The sequence below is a fragment of the Mesorhizobium sp. L-8-10 genome, assembly GCF_016756635.1.
In the GTDB taxonomy this organism is placed as follows: Bacteria; Pseudomonadota; Alphaproteobacteria; order Rhizobiales; family Rhizobiaceae.
This window is the reverse complement of the sequence record NZ_AP023263.1, coordinates 1339222-1362500: the sequence shown is the minus strand read 5'-3', so window position 1 is coordinate 1362500 and position 23279 is coordinate 1339222. Positions and strand designations below refer to the sequence as shown.

At 65.6% G+C, this 23279-nt stretch carries 17 protein-coding genes (1 of these 17 running past the window's edge); 6 read left to right on the top strand and 11 right to left on the bottom strand.

From position 1 onward, the window contains the following. Positions 1–1893 carry the 5' portion of a propionyl-CoA synthetase gene (locus JN280_RS06180; protein ID WP_202310783.1) on the bottom strand. The gene continues 15 nt to the left of window position 1, outside the view, so 1893 of the gene's 1908 nt are visible here — the first part of the coding sequence; the start codon lies at positions 1891–1893; its stop codon lies off the left edge, out of view. 262 nt (positions 1894–2155) lie between these two features. Here JN280_RS06180 and JN280_RS06175 point away from each other — a divergent pair, with 262 nt between their 5' ends. Further along, positions 2156–2317, top strand: coding sequence for a hypothetical protein (locus JN280_RS06175; protein ID WP_202310781.1), 162 nt, complete (start codon positions 2156–2158; stop codon positions 2315–2317). A gap of 244 nt (positions 2318–2561) precedes the next feature. Here the strand turns inward: JN280_RS06175 and JN280_RS06170 are convergent, their stop codons facing one another. The 6 genes from JN280_RS06170 to JN280_RS06145 all read right to left on the bottom strand — a co-directional run bounded on the left by JN280_RS06170 (position 2562) and on the right by JN280_RS06145 (position 12299). Further along, on the bottom strand, positions 2562–3287 hold the full coding sequence (locus JN280_RS06170) for an SGNH/GDSL hydrolase family protein (protein WP_202310780.1): 726 nt from the start codon (positions 3285–3287) through the stop codon (positions 2562–2564). Between the two features lie 94 nt (positions 3288–3381). Further along, on the bottom strand, positions 3382–4641 hold the full coding sequence (gene ltrA, locus JN280_RS06165; RefSeq protein ID WP_244742193.1) for a group II intron reverse transcriptase/maturase: 1260 nt from the start codon (positions 4639–4641) through the stop codon (positions 3382–3384). A 665-nt stretch (positions 4642–5306) separates the two neighbouring features. Further along, positions 5307–6332 carry a class I fructose-bisphosphate aldolase gene (locus JN280_RS06160; RefSeq protein WP_202310779.1) on the bottom strand — a complete coding sequence of 342 codons (1026 nt, stop codon included), beginning with the start codon at positions 6330–6332 and terminating at the stop codon, positions 5307–5309. Positions 6333–6469: 137 nt separating this feature from the next. Then, complete coding sequence (locus JN280_RS06155) at positions 6470–7666, bottom strand: phosphoglycerate kinase (RefSeq protein WP_202310778.1); 1197 nt, start codon at positions 7664–7666, stop codon at positions 6470–6472. 148 nt (positions 7667–7814) lie between these two features. Next, complete coding sequence (locus JN280_RS06150; RefSeq protein WP_202310777.1) at positions 7815–9659, bottom strand: potassium/proton antiporter; 1845 nt, start codon at positions 9657–9659, stop codon at positions 7815–7817. 141 nt (positions 9660–9800) lie between these two features. After that, a complete protein-coding gene (locus JN280_RS06145; protein ID WP_202310776.1) occupies positions 9801–12299 on the bottom strand; it encodes a putative bifunctional diguanylate cyclase/phosphodiesterase in 2499 nt (832 codons plus the stop codon). A gap of 327 nt (positions 12300–12626) precedes the next feature. Here JN280_RS06145 and JN280_RS06140 point away from each other — a divergent pair, with 327 nt between their 5' ends. Continuing rightward, positions 12627–13538, top strand: coding sequence for an alpha/beta fold hydrolase (locus JN280_RS06140; RefSeq protein WP_202310775.1), 912 nt, complete (start codon positions 12627–12629; stop codon positions 13536–13538). A gap of 106 nt (positions 13539–13644) precedes the next feature. Here JN280_RS06140 and rpsP read toward each other — a convergent pair whose 3' ends face one another. The 4 genes from rpsP to JN280_RS06120 all read right to left on the bottom strand — a co-directional run bounded on the left by rpsP (position 13645) and on the right by JN280_RS06120 (position 16783). After that, complete coding sequence (gene rpsP / locus JN280_RS06135; protein ID WP_202310773.1) at positions 13645–14022, bottom strand: 30S ribosomal protein S16; 378 nt, start codon at positions 14020–14022, stop codon at positions 13645–13647. A gap of 32 nt (positions 14023–14054) precedes the next feature. Beyond that, positions 14055–14381 (bottom strand): chorismate mutase, encoded by a 327-nt coding sequence (locus JN280_RS06130; RefSeq protein WP_202310772.1) that lies wholly within the window; start codon positions 14379–14381, stop codon positions 14055–14057. Between the two features lie 10 nt (positions 14382–14391). Further along, positions 14392–15978: a signal recognition particle protein gene (gene ffh, locus JN280_RS06125; protein WP_202310771.1), complete on the bottom strand. Its 1587-nt coding sequence runs from the start codon at positions 15976–15978 to the stop codon at positions 14392–14394. Between the two features lie 265 nt (positions 15979–16243). Continuing rightward, the gene (locus JN280_RS06120; RefSeq protein ID WP_202310770.1) at positions 16244–16783 is read right to left on the bottom strand and encodes a TetR/AcrR family transcriptional regulator; all 540 of its coding nucleotides are present in this window, start codon (positions 16781–16783) and stop codon (positions 16244–16246) included. A 203-nt stretch (positions 16784–16986) separates the two neighbouring features. Here JN280_RS06120 and JN280_RS06115 point away from each other — a divergent pair, with 203 nt between their 5' ends. From JN280_RS06115 to JN280_RS06100, 4 genes are all read left to right on the top strand, one after another. Further along, a complete protein-coding gene (locus JN280_RS06115) occupies positions 16987–18210 on the top strand; it encodes an efflux RND transporter periplasmic adaptor subunit (RefSeq protein WP_202310769.1) in 1224 nt (407 codons plus the stop codon). Further along, entirely contained in the window at positions 18207–21287 is a 3081-nt protein-coding gene (locus tag JN280_RS06110) for an efflux RND transporter permease subunit (RefSeq protein ID WP_202310768.1), read from the top strand. Before JN280_RS06115 ends, JN280_RS06110 begins: the two co-directional genes overlap by 4 nt. 194 nt (positions 21288–21481) lie before the next feature. Then, entirely contained in the window at positions 21482–22315 is an 834-nt protein-coding gene (locus JN280_RS06105; protein WP_202310767.1) for a GntR family transcriptional regulator, read from the top strand. After that, a complete protein-coding gene (locus tag JN280_RS06100; RefSeq protein ID WP_202310765.1) occupies positions 22236–23270 on the top strand; it encodes a BMP family lipoprotein in 1035 nt (344 codons plus the stop codon). Before JN280_RS06105 ends, JN280_RS06100 begins: the two co-directional genes overlap by 80 nt. The last annotated feature ends 9 nt before the right edge of the window (positions 23271–23279 follow it).

Genomic DNA, 23279 nt, shown 5'->3' with positions numbered 1-23279 from the left:
GCGCGTAGCCAAGGCCTGCGTGATCTCGTCGAGAATAGCCGGATCGTCGATGGTGGCCGGCATCGCCCAAGCCTCCTTGTCGGCGATCTTCTGCATGGTACCGCGCAGGATCTTGCCCGATCGGGTCTTCGGCAGCCGCTTGATCGTCACCACCAGCTTGAACGCGGCGACGGGACCGATTCGCTCGCGCACCAAGGCCACCACTTCGCGCTCGATTTCGGCGATGTCGCGCGTCACGCCTGAGTTCAGCACCACGAAGCCGCAGGGGATCTGCCCCTTCATCGCATCGGCGATACCGATGACCGCGCATTCGGCGACATCGGGATGCTCGGCCAGCACCTCCTCCATCGCCCCGGTCGACAGGCGGTGCCCGGCGACATTGATGATGTCGTCGGTGCGCGCCATGATGAAGAGATAACCGTCGTCATCGACATAGCCGGCATCCGCGGTCTTGTAGTAGCCGGGGAACTCCGCGAGATAGGCGTCGTGGAACCGCTTGTCGGCATTCCACAGAGTGGGCAGGCAGCCGGGCGGCAAAGGCAACTTCAGGACGACATTGCCGAGTGTATTGCGCGCCACCTCATGGCCGGCATCGTCGAGCACCCGCACATCGAAACCGGGCATCGGCACGCAGGGCGAACCGTATTTCACAGGCAACATGCCGAGCCCTACCGGATTCTGGCTGATCGGGTGGCCAGTCTCCGTCTGCCACCAATGATCGATCACGGGCACGCCGAGCTTCTGCTCGGCCCATCTGATGGTTTCGGGGTCGGCCCGTTCGCCCGCCAGGAAGAGAGTGCGGAACCGGGACAGATCATGTTTGCTGACGAACTCGCCCTTGGGGTCTTCCTTCTTGATGGCGCGGAATGCGGTCGGCGCGGTGAACAGGGCCACTACGCCATGGTCGGCGATCACCCGCCAAAAGGTGCCGGCATCGGGCGTGCCGACCGGCTTGCCCTCGAACAGGATCGTGGTGCAGCCATGCAGGAGCGGGGCATAGACGATATAGGAATGGCCGACCACCCAGCCGACATCGGACGCGGCCCAGAACACCTCGCCCGGTGCGACGCCGAATTCGTTCTGCATCGACCATTTGAGCGCCACCATATGCCCGCCATTGTCGCGCACCACACCCTTTGGCTGGCCGGTCGTTCCCGACGTATAGAGCACGTAAAGCGGATCGGTCGCGGCAACGGGCACGCATGGCACGTCGGTTCCGGAGGCCTTGGCCGCGCTCACCGCATCGGCATAGTCGATGTCGCGGCCGGGGACAGTGTCGCAGGCAAGCTGCGGCCGCTGCAGGATGAGGCAGCTGGCGGGTTTGTGGCCGGCGAGGTCGATGGCGCCGTCGAGCAGGGGTTTGTAGGCGACCACCCGGCCGGGCTCCAGGCCGCAGGACGCGGAGATGATGAGCTTCGGGCGGGCATCGTCGATGCGGGTGGCGAGCTCCGTGGCGGCAAAGCCGCCGAACACGACCGAATGCACGGCACCGAGCCGGGCGCAGGCCAGCATGGCGATCGCGGCCTCCGCCACCATGGGCATATAGATGATGACGCGGTCACCCTTCTCCACGCCGAGCTTGGCCAACACCGCGGCGAGCGCCACGATCTCGGCCTTCAGCTCGGCATAGGTGAAACGCGTCATGGTGCCGGTGACGGCACTGTCATGGACCAGCGCGATCTGATCGGCGCGGCCGCCCTCGACATGACGATCGACGGCGTTGAAGCAGGTGTTGCATTCGGCACCGGCGAACCAGTGCCCATAGACGCCGGCCGGCGCGTCGAAGACCTTGTCCCAGCGCCGGAACCAGTCGATATCCTCCGCCGCCTTCGCCCAGAAACCTTCCGGATCGCTTTGCCAGCCGGCATAAACTTCGTGATAGCGGGACGCCATGATGTCACCCTCCCCAGGAACATTGGCCCAAGCGGCATTCGTCTACCGCATCGGCCCGAAAATCGTATGCGATTTTCGGAAAGCACGATGCGTCGACCCAAAGCTATAGAGCGTCCTTTGCGCGTCCAAGTGGACGCGCGGCGCTCTATGCCGTTTTAGCCACCTCCCCCCGCGCGCGTCCATCTGACTTTATGACGAGCCCGTCGTGCGAAATTCCTCATCTCCGCTTTGACAGGAGCGAGCCGGCCTGCTCAATGGCCTCATGACCAAGGCCCTTTCCCTGCTTATCCTCGCGTTGATGGCCGTGCAGCTGATCAAGCCGCTCGGCCTGCCAGGTCTCAGGCAGCGCCGCGATTTCTGGAAACTCGCCGTATTGGCGCTCGGCGCGATCTCGCTGACCGTCATCCTCAGCCACGCTCAATAGCGTGGGCTTCAGACGCCGGCGCGGCCCATCCGGGCCGATTGAAGCGCCGCGCGTCCGTTTGGACGCGCAAAGGACGCTCCAGCACTTTGAGCCAACGCATCGTGCTTTCCGAAAATCGTGCACGATTTTCGGGCCGATGCGGTAGCTTTCGCGCCAACAGGCGTGGGCCACGCGGTCGCGCGCTCCAGCAGTCGATTTCATCGACCGCTGGTAGACCGAGGTGTTGCCCGGCAGAGCCGGCGTCTTACTCCAGACGTTCGGCCAAGACGAGATCCGCTACGTGCTCGGCCCAGGCGCGATAACCGGCTGCCGAAGCGTGGAAACCATCGGTCGAGAAGCCGGCCTGCGGATCGAGGATTGGCAGCCGCGAGGCCGGCACGGCGCCGCGTTCATGGCACAGCCGCGCGCCCATGCGGTTGATCTCGCCGGCACGGATCTCAAGGATGCGTCCGAGCAGCGGCGGCAAGGCCGGGACGCGGGTGAACTCCACCACCGGCGACCAGACCACCCGCGCTTCCGGCCATTTGGCGCGCAACGCATAGAGCAATCCGCCAAATTCTTTCTTGAAACGCGACACGGTGTGGAAATTCTTGGTGTCGTTTGTGCCGACCGACAGCACGATATGGGTCCAGGGATCGGCAGAAAGATTTGGCAGGACGTGGTCGCGGATCTGCCCGGCGGTGGCGGAGTTGAATCCGGCTGCGCGCCAGCGCACGGCGCGGCCGGTGCGTTCAACAAGAATCAGCGAGAGCTGATGGGCGAGCCCATCCTCCGACCGGCCGATACCGACCGAGGCGGCGGACGAATCACCCAGTACCAGCAATGACAGCGGTGGCTCGTCGCCTTCGACCTGGTGCATCACCGGCCCTTCGGCCGGCAGCATGCGCTCGGTGCGGCGGCGGACGCCGAGCCCCTGCCAGATATAGGCGGGGAAAGCCAGCCAAGTTAGGATTCCAGACAAACGGAACATAGCGGTTTCATAGGGCTGGTACCGATCGGGTAGGAGGGAGCCTTGCGTCTCCCTCCTCCCACACCACCGGACGTACGGTTCCGTATCCGGCGGTTCATGCAGCGTGGTTGAGGCGTTTGAGTTCCTGCTGGAGCGAGATCAGCCCGAGCCGGTCGAAGAAGGTCTTGCGGAAGGCATCGTTCATGTGGTTGGCCCCGGCATTCCACCAGGGACCGCGGCCATTGCCGGCCGAGTCACGTGCGCGCTGTTCCGTCAGTCCTCGTTGCATCAGCCGCATGAACCGGGTCCACGGTCGTTTCCACTGCCGCCACAGGATGCAGCGCAGCCTGCGCCGCAGCCAGCCGTCCAGTTCCTCGAGTATCCCCTTGCCTTCGGTCAGCCGGAAGTAGGCGATCCAGCCGCGCAGGATCGGGGTGAGGTCTTTGACGGTGGCGCCAAGGGCGCGTCCGCGCCCGGCCCGGAAGGCCGTCTTCAGCTTTCGCTTGAACCGTGCCACGCTCGACGCCGCAATCAGGAGACGCGGTGCCTTGTGGGCGGTCATGGTGTAGCCGAGAAAGGTGCGCTTCCACGGTCGGTCGACGGCGCTCTTGGCGCCGTTGACCGTGAGCTTCAACCGCTCGGCCAGGAACCGGGTGAGCGAGGCCATGACCCGCGCGCCGGCACGCCGCGACCGTACATAGACGTTGCAGTCGTCGGCGTAGCGGCAGAAGGCATGACCGCGCCGCTCCAGTTCCTTGTCGAGATCGTCGAGCAGGATGTTCGACAGCAGCGGCGACAGCGGGCCGCCTTGCGGCGTGCCTTCGCTGCGGGCCGTCGCCATCCCGCCCGTCATCAACCCGGCCTGCAGGTAGCGGCGGATCAGCCGCAGCACCCGCTTGTCCGTCACCTTGCGTGCCACGCGTGCCATCAAGACATCGTGGTTCACCCGGTCGAAGAACTTCTCCAGGTCGAGGTCGACCACGAAGCGGCAGCCGCCGGCCACATGGGACCGGGCGGCCAGGGCCGCATCATGGGCACTCCGCCCCGGCCGGAAGCCGTAGGAGGAGGGGGAGAAGTCCGGGTCGAAGATCGGCATCAGCACCTGATGCATCGCCTGCTGGATGAGCCGGTCCAGCACCGTCGGGATGCCCAATTGGCGCATCCCTTTGCCGCCGGGCTTGGGGATTTCCACCCCACGCACCGGCGCCGGTCTGTAACGGCCCGCCAGCAGCTCTTCCCTGATGCGCGGCCAGTGCGCCGCAAGGTAGGGCTTCAACTGCTCGACCGTCATCTTGTCGATGCCCGGCGCGCCCTTGTTCCCTACCACCCGACGGTGAGCCGCCATCATGTTCTCGCGGCTGAGGATCATCTCCATCAGTCGCTCGTCTGCCTCCGGTCGAGAGGGTGACGGTCCTGCCGTGGTGTTTGATGCACCCAATGCCTGCCCTCGCGGCTTCCGGCCGCTGCTCTCGGCATGGGCACGGAGCGTCTCAGCCCCGTCTTCTGCATCCTTCCTCACCATCGAAAGACCGTTCTCCGTCCGGCACTCCATGTTCGGCCCTTCGCCGGTCGGTCCGGCTACTACGGCCTCTGCTGACTCCTGCCGTCCCATCCCGACACCTTTCGATGTCGGTAGCACACCTGAAACCAGGGGCAGGCCGGCAGGCCTCCCAGGGTAAGACGCGTGACCTTCGTGCCATATGCCTGTCGCATCTACGCCCGCACCCTCCGGGTGACATCGGGCTTCGGGTCACTAGGCCCCCTCGCCCGGATGCGGACGCCTCATATGCGATTCCTGTTCGTCAGGCCGGCACTTTGCTTGCAGCTTCCTTCAGACCCCGCCTCGCGACGACGCCCTTGCTGTTCGGCTAGCGGTTCCCATCACCAGGGCCCGCAGAGGACTTGCACCTCCAAGTCACCTCGACCGCCACCACAGCGGTCCAGACAGCGCCACTCACGGCGCTACGCGCCATGCCTGGCGCACCTAAAGAAAAAGCCCCGGCGGTGCGGGGCTTTCTCTTTCGAAACATTCGGAGCGCGTCAGGCGGCCTTTTCGAGGCTCTCCTGCCACTTGCCGAGCGCGGCCAGGCCGTTCATTTGCGCGCGGTGCGCGAACGCGCGCTGCCCGGCAGGCACATTCTCGGCCTTGCCCGACCAGGCCTTCTGCGGTGCGGCCTGCAGGGCGCGGCCATAGGAGAAGGTGAGCTTCCAGGGATGCGGGCCGATGGCGTTGATGGCGTTGAGGTTGGCGGTCGCCTCCTCGTCGGACTGGCCGCCCGACAGGAAGGCGATGCCGGGCACAGCGACCGGGACCGTCTCGCGGAAGACGCGGATGGTCTTCTCGGCCACTTGCTCGGGGCTGTCCTTCTTGCCCGACTTCTTGCCCGATATGATCATGTTGGGCTTCAGTACCGTGCCTTCGAGCACGACGCGGGCGGCGTAGAGCTCTTCGTAGAGCTTCATCAGGGTCGCCCTTGTGACGTCGTAGCAGGTGTCGATGTCGTGGGCGCCATCCATCAGCACCTCCGGCTCGACGATCGGCACGATCTTCGCTTCCTGGCAGAGCGCGGCATAGCGGGCCAGCGCATGGCAGTTGGCGGCGATCGAGGTGGCCGAGGGCACGTTGGCGCCGACGTCGATGTCGATCACTGCCCGCCATTTGGCGAAGCGCGCGCCGAGACCATAATATTCGGCGAGACGCTCGCGCAGGCCGTCGAGACCTTCGGTGACGGTGTCGCCGGGGAAACCGGCCAGGGGCTTGGCGCCCTGGTCGACCTTGATGCCGGGGATAGCGCCCGTGGCCTTGATCAGATCGACCAGCGGCGTGCCGTCGGCGGCCTTCTGGCGGATCGTCTCGTCATAGAGGATGACGCCGGAGATGTTGTTCTTCATGGCGTCGGTGGCGCGGAACAGCATCTCGCGATAGTCGCGGCGGTTGTCGGCGGTCGATTCCACGCCGATCGCGTCGAAGCGCTTCTTGATCGTTCCGGAGCTTTCGTCGGCCGCCAGAATGCCCTTGCCGTCGGCAACCATCGCCGCGGCGATGTCTTCAAGACGTTCGCTCATCTTCTTCTCCTGTTTCAGCGTCCATCAGGCGCATAGCAGAACAGAATTGCGGACGAAATGCCGCGCGAACAGTCGAATCGATTGAAAGAATTACAATCGATTCGAGTGATCCAAGACTGGCACCGTGGAGCCGGAGTTTATGCTTTCAACACCTCGACACCAGGCAATTCCTTGCCCTCCATCCATTCCAGGAAAGCGCCGCCGGCCGTCGAGACATAGGTGAAGTCGTCGGCGACACCGGCGTGGTTGAGCGCGGCAACCGTGTCGCCGCCACCGGCGACCGACACCAGCGTGCCCTCGCGCGTACGCTGTGCCGCATGCCGCGCGGCCGACACCGTCGCCTTGTCGAAGGGCTCGATCTCGAAGGCGCCGAGCGGCCCGTTCCACACCACGGTCCTGGCCCGGTCGATCCACTGCGTGACGGTTTCGATCGTCTTCGGCCCGACATCGAGGATCATCGCATCCTCGGGCACCTTGTCGACCGGCACCACCTCGTTGGCCGCACCCGCCTTGAATTCCCGGGCTATCACGGCGTCGGACGGCAGGATGATGGCGCAGCCCGCGGTCGCCGCCTCGATCATGATCTGCCTGGCGGTGCGGGCGAGATCGTGCTCGCAGAGCGACTTGCCGACGGACGTGCCGCGCGCAGCAAGAAAGGTGTTGGCCATGCCGCCGCCGATGACCAGCGCATCGACCTTCTTCACCAGGTTCATCAGGAGGTCGATCTTGGTCGAGACCTTCGCCCCGCCGACGATGGCGACAACAGGGCGCACCGGGCTGCCGAGTCCTTGCTCCAGCGCCTCGAGCTCGGCCTGCATCGTGCGGCCCGCGCAGGCCGGCAGAAGCCTGGCCAGGCCTTCGGTCGAGGCATGGGCGCGATGCGCGGCCGAGAAGGCGTCGTTGACGAAGATGTCGCCATTGACGGCGAGCGCCTCAGTGAAGGCCGGATCGTTCTTCTCCTCGCCCTTGTGGAAGCGGGTGTTCTCGAGCAGCAGGATCTCGCCGTCCTTCAAGGCGCCGACGGCGGCAGCCGCCTTGTCCCCGATGCAGTCGGCCGCGAAGTCGACGGGACGGCCGATGACCTCGGACGTGGCCCGCGCGATCGGCTCCAGCGAGAATTCCGGCGACGGCCCGTCCTTCGGCCGGCCGAAATGGGCGAGCAGGACGACCCTGGCGCCCTTGTCGGCGAGCTCGGTAATGGTCGGCGCCACGCGCTCGATTCGGGTCGCGTCGGTGACCTTGCCGTCGGCGACCGGGACGTTGAGATCGACCCGGACGAGCACGCGCTTGCCCTTCACATCGCCGATCGCGTCGAGCGTCCTGAACCCTGCCATCGCGTCATCCCTCTTCTTGAGAACTGGCTGGAGAAATCCGCGGGACCTTAACGCGGTGGCCCCGCGATGCAAGAAAGAATGATGGAGGCCTCACCAGCGGTCGTGGGCCACGCGGTCGCGCGCTCCAACGCTCTGTCGACCATCGGTATCAAGCATCGTCCTTTGCCGGCTGCGATTTGTGCGGGGCCCTTTTGCGCAGGCGGGAAAAGAGCTCCCACAGGCGGTCGCGCGCCTCGGACGCGCTGAGGTAGAACGGCACCGCCGGCGGCGGGGCCGCGGGCTCGACCGACAGGCCGATCGCAGTGACGCGGCCCTTGTCGTCGACGTCGCGCACGATCAGCTCGATCGGCCCGAGCGAGACACGGTCGCCATATTCCGCCCGGCCGCCGAGCCGCTCCTTGATGAGCCCCTCGATGGTGAGCTTGCGCTCGGCTTCCGTCAATTCAGGGCCATAGGCGGCTGTCAGCTCTTCGGCGGGCCGGGCCGGATCGATGGCGAAGGCGCCGAAGAAATCCTCGTCCTCGGGATCGACCTCGGCTCGGCTGGCGAAGAGCCGGTCGAGCAAGCGGGGATAACGGTCAGGAACGAAGATATAGACATGATCGCCGGCGGCGAGGCGCCCCATATCCTGGAAACGCATGGAGCGGCCCTCGCGCACCACCAGCGACGGCCGCGCCCATCTTGGGATGCGCTGGCCCCGCGCCACCGGACTGCCGGGGACCACGGTATAGGCGAGCAGCTCGTGATGCGCCGAGCCGGGCAGCTCGAGCTCGACCTTGTTCAGCGGCCCGAGCCGCGCCGGCACGATGAGACCGAGGCGCCGGGCGACCGGGCCGATCGTCCAGCCCTGCACGACGAGAGATACGAGCACGATGATGAAGGCCGTGTTGAAGATCATCCGCCCGTGCTCCAATCCGCCGAGCAGGGGCGTGATCGCCAGAAGGATGGATACCGCGCCGCGTAGCCCGACCCAGGAGATAAAAGCGGTCTCGTTGCGCGGGTAGCTGAACGGAAAGAGGCAGAGCCAGACCGCCATCGGCCTGGCGACCAGGATCAGGAACAAGCCGAGCACGATCGCCGGCAGCAGGATCGACCCGAACTGCGACGGAGTGGCGAACAGGCCGAGCACCAGAAACATGATGATCTGGGCGAGCCAGCTCATGCCGTCCTGGAAACGTTTCAGCGTGGTGACGGCGCGGATCTGCGAATTTCCGGCGACGAGGCCGGCGACATAGACTGCCAGGAAACCGGAGCCGCCGATAGCGCCGGCGCCGGCGAAGACGAGCAGCGACAGCGTCAGCACGAAGATCGGCAGCAGACCCTGGTCGAGGTTGAGCCACTCGACCAGCCGGACGATCGCCATGCCGCCCAGGAAGCCGACCGCGGCGCCGATGCCCATCTGCATGACGAAACCGGCGAGGATGTCGAGCAGCAGCACCTCGGCTTCCGGATCGGCGCCGATGGCGATGACTTCCACGAGCGTGATGGTGAGGAAGATGGCGATCGGATCGTTGCTGCCGGATTCGATCTCGAGGGTGGAGCGCACGCGGTCGCGTATATGGAGGTTGCCGGCGCGAAGAAGGAAGAACACGGCGGCCGCATCCGTCGACGCCACGGCCGAGCCGAGCAGGAACGACTCCAGCCAGTTGAGGTCGGTCAGATAGTAGGCGGCAACACCGAAAGCCAGGGTCGTGATGACGACGCCGAAAGTGGCAAGGGATAAGGCGGGCAGCGACGCCTGGCGCAAGGCGGCGACCGGCGTTCCGAAGCCGGAGTCGAACAGGATCACGGCGAGCGCGAGCGAGCCGACGAAATAGGCGAAGCTGGCATTGTCGAATTCGATGCCGAGCCCGTCGGTGCCGGTCGCCAGACCGATACCGAGGAAGAGGAGCAAAAGCGGTGCGCCGAAACGGAAGGCGATCAGGCTCGAAAACGCGGCGGCAAGGACAAGGGCCGTGCCCACCAGCGTCACGAGATAGATCGACTGGTCCATGCGCCCCTCATAGCCGATTGTTCCACCCTGCGTCGCGGCAGAGTGCGGCAAAGACAAGGCGATCACCCTGCAAAATGTGCATGAGGCGCCGGGGGTTGGTGATTTTCCTTAGCCGATTGCTGCCCCGGAGATCGGCAGTCTTCACGCGACCAACGATACGTCGTCGAAAAACGCTCCGATGATGCCTGCGACATCGTCGCGTGCCACCGGCGGACTGAACAGATATCCCTGCAGCTCACCGCAATTCTCGTTTCGCAACGCCTCGAGTTGCGCCACCGTCTCCACCCCTTCCGCGGTCGTGTCGATGCCCAGGCTGGCGCCGAGGCCGATGATGGCGCGCACGATGGCAAGCGATTCGGGGCTTTCGTCGATCTCGCGCACGAAGGAACGGTCGATCTTCAGCCGGTTGAACGGGAAGCGCCTGACATAGCTCAGGCTGGAGTAGCCCGTGCCGAAATCGTCGAGGGCGACACGCACGCCGCGGCCCCGGAGCTGGCTGAGGGTCGCCAGATTGGCGCTGGTGTCGGCGAGCAGCACCGTTTCGGTGATCTCGATCTCGATCCGCCCGGGCTCGAGCCCCGTGAGGGCGAGCGCCATGTCGACGGTGTCGACCAGTTCCCCCTTGCGGAACTGCACGGGCGAGACATTGACCGCCACGACCAGAGGCGCGGGCCAGGCAGCGGCCTGGCGGCAAGCCTCGAGCAGGACCCAGCGGCCGATGTCGTCGATCATGCCCGTCTCCTCGGCGATCGGGATGAAATCGGCCGGCGAAACCAGGCCGCGGCGAGGATTGCGCCAGCGCAGCAAGGCCTCGAAACCGCGCAGCCGGCCGGTCTTGACCGCGACGATCGGCTGATAATGGACCTCGAATTCGCTCTCGATCCGGGCGGCGCGCAACTCCATCTCCAGGGCGCGGCGTTCGCGGTGCTGCCGGTCCATCTCGCGTTCGAAAAAGCGGAATGTGCCTCGGCCGGATTCCTTGGCGCGATAGAGCGCCAGGTCGGCGCAGCGCAGCAGCTCCTCGGTGTCGACCGCATCGTCGGGCGCCAGCGCCACGCCGATGCTTGCACCCACCGACACCGCCGCTCCCTCGATCCGCTGGATCGAGGCAAGCTCGTGGAGGATCCTGGTTGCGAGGCCTTCGGCCTCGCGCCTCGTGCCGGCATTGGGCAGGAGGATCGCGAACTCGTCACCGCCGAGCCGCGCGACCACGTCGCTCCGGCGCACCAGATTGCGCAGGCGCGTGGCGGCCTCGATCAGCAGCGCATCGCCCGCCGCGTGGCCGAGCGTGTCGTTGACCGTCTTGAAGTCGTCGAGGTCGACCAGGATCACGCCGAAGCCGCGGTTGTCGCGGGCCAGTCCGCCCGCAGCCCGTTCGAGTTCGCGCGTGAACACGGTGCGGTTCGAGATGCCGGTCAGCGGGTCGTGATGGGCGAGATAGGTCACATGCGCCTCGGTGCGCTTGCGCTCGGTGATGTCGACGATGGTCGACAACACCGCGGGCGCGCCGTCGACCATGATCTCGCGGGCATATTCTATGACGTCGATGATGCGGCCGTCGGCGGTGCGGTGGCGCGACACGCTTTCGCGGTCCTCGGCGCCGTCGATGCGAATATCGGCGAGAGCCCGCGCAAGGAAGTCGGACCGCGCGTGGCCGTAGAGACGCAGTGCCGCCTCGTTGACGTCGAGAAAGCCGGAGGCGCCGCGCGCCCTGACATACATCGGAGCCGGATTATCGTGGAACAGCGAGCGGAACAGTGTCTCGCGAGCCTTGAGGTCGCGCACGTCGGTCAGCGTGACGGCCAGCACGCCGTCGGCGACCGCCACGCCGACCTGCAGGACCATGCTGCTTCCGGCGAGTTCATAGGCGAGCTCGAAATTCGTCAGGCGGCCGCCCGCGACAGCCCGCGCCAGGACGGCGGGGTTCTCCCTGATCCCGATCCTGCGAAGCGCGTCGGACAAAAGCGTGAACTGCAGGGTATCGACGGTGGAGCCGAGGAAACGGGCCGCCGCCTCATTGATGCTCAGAATGCAGAAATCTTCGGACGTGCCGGCGGCCAATTCGATCGGGCTCAACGCGACGATGCCTTCCTGGGTGGAATTGATGAGCAGTTTCGCCAGATTGAACTGGCTCTTCCGCGGCCGCAGGAACAGCAGGAAATATTCTCCGGGCCAGCGGCAGGAAAGCGGCAGCGCGATGATTTCGATCGTGGAGACCTTGCCGTCGACGAGCCAACGGCAGACGGCGAGACGCGGCTCGCGGGCGGAGCGCGCCTGGTCTATCGCCGAGCCGATCGAAAGCGTGAAGACATGGGGCAGTTCGCCGAGGCTCTGCGAACTGTGCCTGAGACCGACCACGGTCCGGAACCGCTGACCGGCGCGCAGCACGCAGTGGTTCGCATCGCCATCGCGGCGGATGACGGCGACTTCGTCCGCGAAGCGGCCGATGCTGCCGAGCGTCATCTCCTCATAGGGCGGCAACACGTCGCCGACCCGGGCCGCCTGCCAGCGACGCAGCATCAACCGCACGTCGTCGAACTCGGTCTCGACCGCGATCGCCGGCTCGAGGGCCGGACTTGCCGACGCCGGCTCGCCGCCGGCGAAGACTTCTGATGACAAGGGTCCGATAGAGGTAGGCATGCGACAGCAATCCGAATTCCGGCCCGGGCGGAGGCACGATGCCGGCAAGCCCGGCCTCGGTGCCGCGAACGGCCCGAAACTTCCATAGAGATGCCGCGCTGGCCGGCCCGACAGTCGGGCATCATGCCTGCACGCCGTATCGGCAATGCACTGTCGCGAAGGGAAGCTAGCGGAGCGCATCTTACCAAGCGCTTAAGCCGCCTGTCACCGTTGCGTCACATCGTGGAGCGGGCAGGAACCGGCGGCGGCCGGACCGCCATTCGACGTTTGAACTTGCCGCCGGTCGGTGCGACCAATGCTTGTCTGTCACCAGCGGAGGTCAAAACGATGCGTAATATTCTTCTGGCGGCGGGGATGGCGCTTCAGGTGCTGTCGTCTCCACCGGCCCTGACGAACGCCGCGGCAGCCGAGACGCCGATCCCCGGCCAGGCCGCATGGGCGGACGCCAAGAAGACCGTGAAGCTGGCCAACGGCATCTCGCTCGCTTACGTCGAGATGGGCAATTCCGACGGCAAGCCCACCCTGCTCATCCACGGCTACACCGACAACAGCCGGAGCTGGTCCCTGATTGCGCCTTACCTCAAGGAACGGCGGCTGATCGCCATCGACCTGCGCGGCCACGGCAAGTCGGATGCGCCGGCATGCTGTTATGCCTATAGCGATCTCGCTGACGACGTCAGCCTGTTCCTCGATGCGGTCGGCGTGGCCAAGGCTGACGTGATCGGCCATTCGCTCGGCTCGCTGACGGCGCAGCTCCTGGCCGCCCAGCATCCCGACAAGGTCGACCAGCTCGTCCTCATCTCCTCGACCACGGCCATCGGCGGCGGTCCGGGCTCGTGGCTATGGGACAACGTCATGCCGCTGACCGCGCCGATCGATCCGGACAGCCAGTTCATGAAGGACTGGTACGCCAACCCCAACCCTGTCGACGAGGATTTCATCACCCGCGAGCGGACGGAGAGCGCCGCTACCCCGATCCCGGTCTGGCGCGGGGTTCTGTGGGGGACGGTGATCAACGACCTCACGCAGATCGCGCCGCTCGTCAAGGCGCCGATGCTGGTGCTGTGGGGCGACCAGGATCCGCTCTTCGACCTGACGCATCAGGAGAAGCTTGAAAAGGCCTATCCTGACGCGCGGTTCGAGGTCTTCGGGGGCGCCGGCCACAACATGTTCTGGGAGTTCCCCGAGAAATCGGCGAAAGTGATCAAGGCCTTCATCGACGCGCCCGCCGAACAATAGGGCGGGTCGCTGGGGAGCGCGCGGCCTGGCAGGCAAGAGAAGCCGCTTGAAACGACAACGGCGGGCAAAGCCCGCCGTTTCGAATGCAAGTGGTTCGACCCCGATATCACTCGCTCGGCGCGGCCGCGGCGGCGAGAGCGGCGGCGGCGTCTTCCTGCGCCTTCTTGATGGCGTCGAGACGCTCCTGCGTCTTCTTGCCGGGCAGGGCCTTGGTCGGGTTCGAGCGGGCGTCGCGCTTGGAGATGCCCGCCTGGTCGAGGAAGCGCAGCACGCGGTCGGTCGGCAGCGCGCCGTTCGACAGCCAGTGCTTGACGCGGTCGGCGTCGAGCTTCACGCGTTCGCCGTCCTTGGGCAGCAGCGGGTTCCACGAGCCGACCGCCTCGATGAAGCGGCCGTCGCGCGGCGAGCGCACGTCGGCGACGACGATGTGATAGTACGGGCGCTTCTTGGAGCCCGCGCGGGCGAGACGGATCTTGAGCGACATGTTTTTCTCCTAAAGGTTCAATCCGTTGCGATTCAGGTGGTTTCGGTGACGCCGTTCGAGGCGGCGATCTGTTCGTGATGGCGGATGACTTCCTTGATCACGAAGTTCAGGAACTTTTCTGCGAAGTCGGGGTCAAGATTGGCATCCTTGGCGAGCTGACGCAGCCGCGCGATCTGATGGGCCTCGCGTGCCGGGTCGGCCGGCGGCAAGCCCTGCGTCGCCTTCAGCACGCCGACGGCCTTGGTGCAGCGGAAGCGCTCGGCCAGCATGTGGATGACGGCCGCGTCGATATTGTCGATCGAGGCTCGATATTCCGCGAGCGCGGCGAGCGCCCTTGCCTTGTCGCCGGCTTCAGTCATCTTCACCCCCTCACTTCTTCTTGCCCAGGCCGGGCAGGCCGCCCAGCCCCGGAAGCTTCATGCCGCCGGGCAGCCCGGGCAATCCGCCGCCCGGAAGACCGCCAGGCAGGCCACCGGGCAGCCCCTTGGGCAGGCCGCCGCCCAGACCGGCCGCCTCCGCCTGCTTCTGCAGAGCTTCGAGCTGCTTCGGATCCATCTTCGACGAGTCGGGCATTCCGCCCATGCCGCCCATGCCGCCGAGACCCATCTTCGAGGCGAGCCCACCCATCAGGCCGCGCATCATGCCCGCACCTTTGCCCTTGCCGCCCATGGCCTTCATCATGTCGGCCATCTGGCGATGCATCTTGAGCAGCTTGTTGATCTCGGCCGCATCGGTGCCCGAGCCGGCGGCGATGCGCTTCTTGCGGCTGTGCTTGAGGATGTCGGGATTGGCGCGCTCGGCCTTTGTCATCGACGATATGATGGCGAGCTGACGCTTGAACATCCTGTCGTCGAGGCCGGCGGCGGCGAGCTGATCCTTCATCTTGCCCATGCCGGGCATCATGCCCATGATCCCGCCCATGCCGCCCATCTTCTGCATCTGGCCAAGCTGATCGGCGAGGTCGTTCAAATCGAACTTTCCCGACTGCATCTTCCTGGCCATCGCCGCGGCCTTTTCCGCGTCGATGGTTTCGGCGGCCTTCTCGACCAGGCTGACGATGTCGCCCATCCCGAGGATGCGGTCGGCGATCCGCTTCGGATGGAACTCCTCCAGCGCATCCATCTTCTCGCCGGTGCCGATCAGCTTGATCGGCTTGCCGGTGACGGCGCGCATGGAGAGCGCCGCGCCACCGCGACCGTCGCCGTCCATGCGGGTCAGGATCAGGCCGGTGATGCCGACGCGCTCATCGAAGTTCCTGGCGAGGTTGACGGCGTCCTGGCCGGTCAGCGAATCGGCGACCAGCAGGATCTCATGCGGGTTGGACGCCCGCTTGATTTCGGCCATCTCGGCCATCAGCGGCTCGTCGATATGCGTGCGGCCGGCCGTGTCGAGGATGACGACGTCATGGCCGCCGAGCTTGGCCGCCTGAACCGCGCGCCGCGCGATCTCGACCGGGGACTGGCCGGCGATAATCGGCAGGGTCGGAACCTTGGTCTGCTCGCCGAGCTGGCGCAGCTGCTCCTGCGCTGCGGGGCGGCGCGTATCGAGCGAGGCCATCAGCACGCGCTTGTTCTGGCGCTCCGCCAGACGCTTGGCGATCTTGGCCGACGTGGTGGTCTTGCCCGAGCCCTGGAGGCCGACCATCATGACGACAACAGGGGCAGGCGCGTTGAGGTCGATGGTCTTGCCTTCCGTGCCGAGCATCTCGACGAGCTCGTCATGGACGATCTTGACAACCATCTGGCCGGGCTTGATCGACTTCAGTACGGCGGCGCCGACCGCCTGCTGGCGCACGCGGTCGGTGAAGGAACGCACGACTTCGAGCGCGACGTCGGCCTCGAGCAGCGCGCGGCGGACCTCGCGCAGCGCGGCCGCGACATCGGCTTCCGACAGCGCGCCCCGGCCGGTGAGGCCGTTCAGGATCGAGCCAAGGCGCTCTTGCAGCGATTCAAACATTCGTCATCCTCATTCTCGGCCATCATTGTCGAGACCGAGAGGTAATGCTTTCGCGCCGAAGCTCCAACAGCAAGCCAAGCGCCAAAGCCAAAAAGCACCCGGGGGCGCATCGCGCTGCCGGGTGTTGGCCTCCGGGATCGTTTTGTAGCTCTAGGGCGTCCCGGTCGGCTGCTCGGAGTGGAACTCGTCGCGGATTTCGGGCCGGCTTAGACAGGAAAAGGGCGAAAGAGTCAAGGCAGGCCGCGATTCGGGGTTCGATCCGGGCCTATCTCAGGGCCGCGTGCAGCACGGCCACGACGCTCTCGCGCTCCTGCCGCGTGAGCATGTCCATGTCGAAGAGCTTCAGGCTGCGCATCCCTTCCAGCGCCAGGAAGACGATGAGCGCGGCGTTCTCGTCGGAAGCGTTGGCCTTCAGCCTGTCGAGCAGCGCGCGGTTGTATTCCTTGATAGGTATGATGAAGTCCGGGTTCTCGGAAAGTGCGGCGAGCACGCCCTGGGAAGGAGGGTGCTTCCGGGCGAAGTCGGCGACGACCAGTTCGAGATAGGCTTCGACCAGGCGATTCTCTCCGCCGCCATGTTCGCGCTCCTTCTCGGCGAGATTGGCGTCGAACTCTTCTATATAGTGTTCGACCACCGCCTTGAGCAGCCGTGCCTTGCTGGGGAAGTGGTAGAGCAGCCCGCCCTTGGAGACGCCGGCGCGCTGCGCCACCGCATCGAGCGACAGATTGGCCGGACCCAGGTCCCGGGACAACTCGTCCGCCGCGGTGAGGATCCTCTGCCTTGCGCTCTTCTTCCTGCCTTGCATCTACCCACACTCGACGCAGCGCCCGGTTCGGTGAGCCCCGTGCTCACGATTTTGCTACTAGCCTGCGACCGTTCGCCAGATATACAGCAATTGACAATACCGTCCAGACGGTACAGTTACGCGGCGTCGGATTCCGTTTTGAATTTGCGGAACCGGTTCCAACGTTACACCTTTCGGACCCCCAATCGCAGGTAGCGCCGGTCATGATCAAACGCTTCATCATTGCGTTCATTCTTCTCGCTCTCGTGGTCGGTGGCCTGGTCGGGTTCAACATCTTCCGCGACAACGCGATCAAGCAATTCTTCGCCAACATGCCGGTCCAGCCGGTGACGGTGTCCACGACGACGGTCAAGCCGATCACCTGGAAGCCGGGCATCGAGGCCATCGGTACGGTAAGTGCGGCCCGCGGCGTCGACCTGACCGTCGAGACATCGGGGGTCATCAAGGACATCCGGTTCCACTCCAACGAGAAGGTCGAACAGGGGGCGGTGCTGCTCCAGCTCGACGACGGCGTGGAGAAAGCCGATCTCGACGCGACCAAGGCGCAAGCCGCACTCGACCAGACCGCGCTTGCCCGCGCCATCGAGCTTAAGGACCGGGGCGTCGGCTCGCAGGTCACGCTCGACGTGGCCCGCGCGACGGCCACCGCGTCGGAAGCGCAGGTCAACAAGCTGCAGGCGGTGCTCGACCAGAAGCAGCTCCGGGCACCGTTCAGCGGCACGGTCGGAATTCCGCGCGTCGATCTCGGACAATATCTCTCGCCGGGGACCACCGTTGCGACCCTGCAGGACCTGGAAACGATGCGGGTGGACTTTTCGGTACCGGAACAACAGTTGAATCTGTTGAGGATCGGCCAGAAGCTGCATCTCGGCCCGGCCGACAGCAACCTGCCGTTCAGGGGGATGATCCGCGGCATCGATCCAAAGATCGACCCGGTGACACGCCTCGTCGCCGTGCGGGCGGAGGTCGCCAACCCCGAGGGCAAGCTGAGCCCCGGCCAGTTCGTCCAGGTGCGGGTCGAGCTGCCCGCCGAGGATGGCGTGCTGGCGCTGCCGCAGACCGCGCTGGTGACCAGCCTCTACGGCGACTACGTCTATGTCGTGCGTCCGGCAAAGCCGGCTGACGACGCGCCGGCCGCGGCTCCTGAGGAGGCAAAGGGTGAGGCGAAGCCGGCCGAAGGCGCGGATGCGAAGCCTGCCGACGACGCCAAGCCCTCCGGGGGAGACGAGCCTGCTCTGACCGTCGCCCAGATCTTCGTCAAGCCGGGCCGCCGCAGCGAAGGTCTGGTCGAGGTCGGCCAGGGCGTCAAGCCGGGCGATCAGGTCGTTACGGCAGGCCAGAACAGACTGAGCAACGGCACACCGGTCGTCGTCGACAACACGATCGACCCGACCAGGCCGGCCAACCAGCAGGCGGCCCAGCGATGAGCTTCTCCGACATCTTCATCCGCCGCCCGGTCCTGTCGACGGTGCTCGGCTTCCTGATCCTGCTGCTCGGCGTACAGGGCATCTTCAACCTGCAGGTCCGCCAGTATCCGGAGGTCGAGGAGACGGTGATTACCATCACAACGACCTATCCGGGCGCCAGCGCCGACCTGATCCAGGGCTTTATCAGCGCGCCGATCGCGCGGGCCGTCTCCACGACCGAGAACATAGACTACGTCACCTCGCAGAGCCGGCCGTCGGCCAGCGTTGTGACGGTGCAGATGAAGCTCGGCTCCGACCCCGACGTCGCGCTGACCGAGGTCATGTCCAAGGTCCAGGGCGTGCGCGGCGAACTGCCGACCGACGCCGAGGATCCCGTCATCGTGAAAGGTACCGGCGAGCAGTTCGCCATCATGTATCTGGCGATGCAGAACCCGAACATGACGTCGGAGCAGCTCACCGAATATATCGAGCGCGTCATCCGGCCGCGCATGTCGACCATCGAGGGCGTGGCCGAGGTGCAGATCCTCGGCGCCGCCAACTATTCGATGCGCGTGTGGATCGATCCGATCAAGCTCGCCTCGCGCGGCATGACCGCAGCCGAGGTGATGGCCGCTATCAACTCCTCCAACTTCCTCTCGGCGCCGGGCAAGACCGAGAACGAATATGTCGCCTCCTCGATCACGGTGCGATCGACCCTGCAGACCGCCGAGGCCTTCGGCGCGATGCCGCTCAGATCGGAGAACGGCAATGTGGTCAGGCTGCGCGACGTCGCCAATGTCGAGCTGGCGGCCGAGACTACCGACAGCCGCGTCAATTTCAACGGCCAGCCCGGCACCTTCGTCGGCATCTTCCCGACGCCGGCGGCCAACCCGCTCGACACGGCAGGCGCCGTGCTGAAGGAGCTTCCGGAACTGCAGGCGAGCCTGCCCGAAGGCATGACGGTGACCATGGTCTACGACGCGACCGAGCAGATCGGCGCGTCGATCGACGAGGTGTTCAAGACCATCGCCGAAGCCGTGGCCATCGTGGTCGTGGTCATCCTTTTGTTCCTCGGATCGTTCCGCTCGGTGCTGATGCCGATCGTGACGATCCCGCTGTCGCTCGTGGGCGCCTGCTTCCTGCTCTTCGCGATGGGCTATTCGATCAACCTCCTGTCGCTGCTCGCCATGGTGCTGGCGATCGGTCTCGTCGTCGACGACGCCATCGTGGTGGTGGAGAACATCCACCGTCATATGGAGGAGGACGGCATGTCGCCCATGCAGGCCGCCTTCAAGGGCATGCGCGAGATCTCCTCGGCGGTGGTGGCCATGACCATCACGCTCGCCGCGGTCTTCGCGCCGCTCGCCTTCACCAGCGGACTGACCGGCTCGCTGTTCCGCGAATTCGCGATGACGCTGGCCGGCGCGGTGGTGCTGTCGGGCGTGGTGGCCCTGACCATCACGCCGATGATGTCGGCACGCATCCTGAAGTCCGGGCAGCACAGCCGCTTCCAGGGTTTCGTCGACCGCACCTTCACCCGCGTGGAGAACCGCTACGAACGTCTCGTGTCCGGCTCGCTGAAATACCGGCCGGTGACGCTGATGATCGTCGTCGCGCTGGTCACGCTCAGCGGCTATCTGTTCATGAAGACTTCGAGTGAGCTGGCGCCGGAAGAGGATTCGGGCGCCCTGTTCGCGCTGGTGACGGCGCCGCGCTACGCGACGGCGGACTATACCAGCCGCTATGTCGACCAGATCATGGAAGCGACGAAGGACCTGCCGGAGCTGCGCGCATCCTTCTCCGCCGTCGCTTTCGGCGGCGGCGCAACCAACCAGGCCTTCACCGTCTGGGCCTTCAAGGACTGGGCCGACCGCACGCGCTCGCAGGCCGAGATCCAGCAGGATCTGCAGCAGCGTCTGAAGCACATCGCCGGCGTCGAGGCTCTCGTCTTCGCGCCGCCGTCGCTGCCGGGCGCCGGCGGCGGCTTGCCGATCTCGCTGGTGATCCAGTCGACGGGCGATGCGAGCCAGGTCTACGAAGTCGCCGAGAAGATCAAGCGCGAGGCCGAAGCCACGGGCCGCTTCATCGTCGTCCAGAACTCGCTCGCCTTCGACGCACCACAGGTGACCGTCACCATCGACCGCGACCGCGCTGCAGCGCTCAACCTGCCGATCCGCGACATCGGCATGACGCTGAGCCTGCTGGTCGGCGGCGGCTCGATCGCGCAGTTCGACCGCGATTCCAACAGCTACGACATCATCATGCAGGTGCCGAAGGCGTATCGCGACAACCCGCACAAGCTAGGCGAGTTCTTCGTGCGCAGCGTCACCAATGAGATGGTGCCGCTATCGGCCGTGGTGTCGATCTCGAACAACGCCTCGCCGGCGGCAATCGAGCAGTTCAACCAGCTCAATGCGGCGACGATCTCGGCCCTGCCGGTGCCCGGCGTCACCACCGGCGACGGCCTCGCCACGATCGAGGACATCGCTCGGCAGTCGCTGCCGGCCGGCTTCTTCATCGACTATTCCGGCCAGTCCAGGCTGGAGAAGGAGCAGGGCAACACGATCGCCATCGCCTTCGCGCTGGCCGTCATCGTGATCTATCTGGTGCTGGCGGCGCAATTCGAGAGCTTCCGCGATCCGCTGATCATCATGATGACCGTGCCGCTGTCGATCTTCGGGGCCATCGTACCGCTCAATCTCGGGCTCGGCACGCTGAACATCTACACGCAGGTGGGCCTGATCACCCTGATCGGGCTGATCACCAAGCACGGCATCCTACTGGTGGAATTCGCCAACCAGCAGCGGGAAGCTCATGGCATGAACCGCAGGGAGGCGATCGTCGCTTCGGCAAAGGTCCGGCTGCGCCCGATCCTGATGACGACGGCCGCCATGGCGCTCGGCGTCGTGCCGCTGATCCTGGCGAGCGGCGCGGGTGCCGCCGCACGCTACTCGATGGGGCTGGTGATCTTCTCCGGCATCCTCATCGGCACGATGTTCACGCTGTTCGTGGTGCCGATGTTCTACACCTATATCGCCAGCAAGGAGGCGCCCAAGCCCGCCGAGATGCCCGACGCTGAGGTCGCCGCCCCGCACTGAGGCGCCCAAACCCGTTCCGCCTTCGACCCGAAGGGCGGCAGTTCCAGACCGGGACTGCCGCCCTTTTCGTCATGCGTGTCCTTCGCCCGAGACGCCGAAGCCTCTCTCCTTGTCCGCATGCATCTCCATCTTCTGGCCTACTTGCGCACCGGCTAAAAAGCTGTACAGTTGACTGGACAACTTTGGGCAGATCGATGAAATCCAAGCTCCGCGACCGCGACGGACCGCTCTACCTGCAGATCGCCGATCGGCTGCGGGAGGACATCGGAGCCATGGACAGCGGCGCGCGGATTCCCAGCGAGCCGCAGCTCGCCAAGGATTGGGGCGTCAGCCGTTTTACCGTCGCCAAGGCGGTGGAGCAGCTCGTCGACGAGGGCCTGATCACCCGCAGGCAGGGAAGCGGCTCCTTCGTTGCCGAGGCGCCGCTGCGGCGGGCGCCCGGCTATCTCCTGTCCTTCACCGAGGCCGTCGAGGCGGCGGGCCACAGGGCCAGCCACAAGCTGATCGCCTTCAAGCCGACCGAATGGCGCGAAGGGCTGCCCTACGAAACAGGCACGACGCTGATGCTGCTCGACCGCCTCCGCCTGGTCGACGGGGTCGCGGTGGCGCGTCACAAATCCGTGCTGTCGGCCGAGCTCCTGGAGGAGATCGGCCTCACCGAAGAGGTCGCGCGGGCTCCGACCTTCTCGCTCTATCGCTATTTCGGCGATCATGGGCTCAGCGTTCAGACCGCAACCGAAAGGCTGCATGCCTGCGCCGCGGAGCCGGATGATCGCACCCTTCTCGGGCTGACGGGCGACGGCGTCGTCGTCGCCGTCACCCGACATTCCTTCGCTGCCGACGGCACGCCGCTCGATGCCGTCGCCGCGATCTACGATGCCCGCCGCTATTCCTACGAGGCCCGTCTCGTACGGCGGCATCAGGGGAACCACCAACAGGAGACGAACCATGAAGACATACTGGATTCAGGGCGCGGCCACATTGGCCCTCGCCTCGGCCCTTGGGATGGCCGCGGCGACGGCCGCTGACAAACCGGCCGCGCTGATCATCGCGCAGGGCGGGCTGGGCGACCAGTCCTACAACGACCTCGCTTTTTCCGGCTTCGAGAAGGCCGCGAAGGAAACCGGCATCGAAGGCAAGCCGGTGGAATCGAAGGATGTCGTGGCCCAGGCCACCGAGATCCTGCGCCGCGCATCGGACGCCGATTTCGGCCTGATCATCGACCTCGAATATTCGCACGGCGAGCCGATGCTCGAAGTGGCGAAGGACTATCCCGACACCAAATACGTCATCCTCAACCAGGTGCGCGAGGGCGCCAACATCGCCTCCATCCTGTTCCAGGAACAGGAAGGCTCCTACCTCGCCGGCACGCTGGCCGCGCTCGTGACCACCGACACCTCCATCAAGGGCATCAATGCCGAGCCCATCATCGGCGTGATCGGCGGCACCAAGTCGGCCGGCATCGACAAATTCATCGCCGGCTATATCGAGGGCGCCAAGGCGGCCAATCCCGATGTCCAGGTCAAGGTCGCCTATTCCAACAATTTCGGCGATCCCGCGATCGGCCTGCAGATGGCGAAGGCCATGTTCGAGGAAGGTGCCGACATCGTCTACCAGGTGGCGGGCGGCACCGGCATGGGCGTGATCCAGGCGGCCAAGGAGACCGGCCACTATGCGATCGGCGTCGACACCGACCAGGACGGCATCGCGCCCGGTTCCGTGCTGACCAGCATGGTCAAGCGCACCGACGTCGCGGTGGAGAGCGTGTTCGAGGACTATGCCGCCGACAAGTTCCCGGCCGGCCAGACCGTGACCTTCGGCCTCAAGGAGAACGGCGTCGGGCTGTCCGAGATGAAGCACAGCAAGGACCTGATCCCCGCCGCGATCCTCGAAAAGGTGGAGACCGCCAAGCAGGACATCCTGTCAGGCAAGATCAAGGTCTGGAACGTGGTCGACCAAGGCTACCCGGACTATCTGAAATAGGCCGGCCGC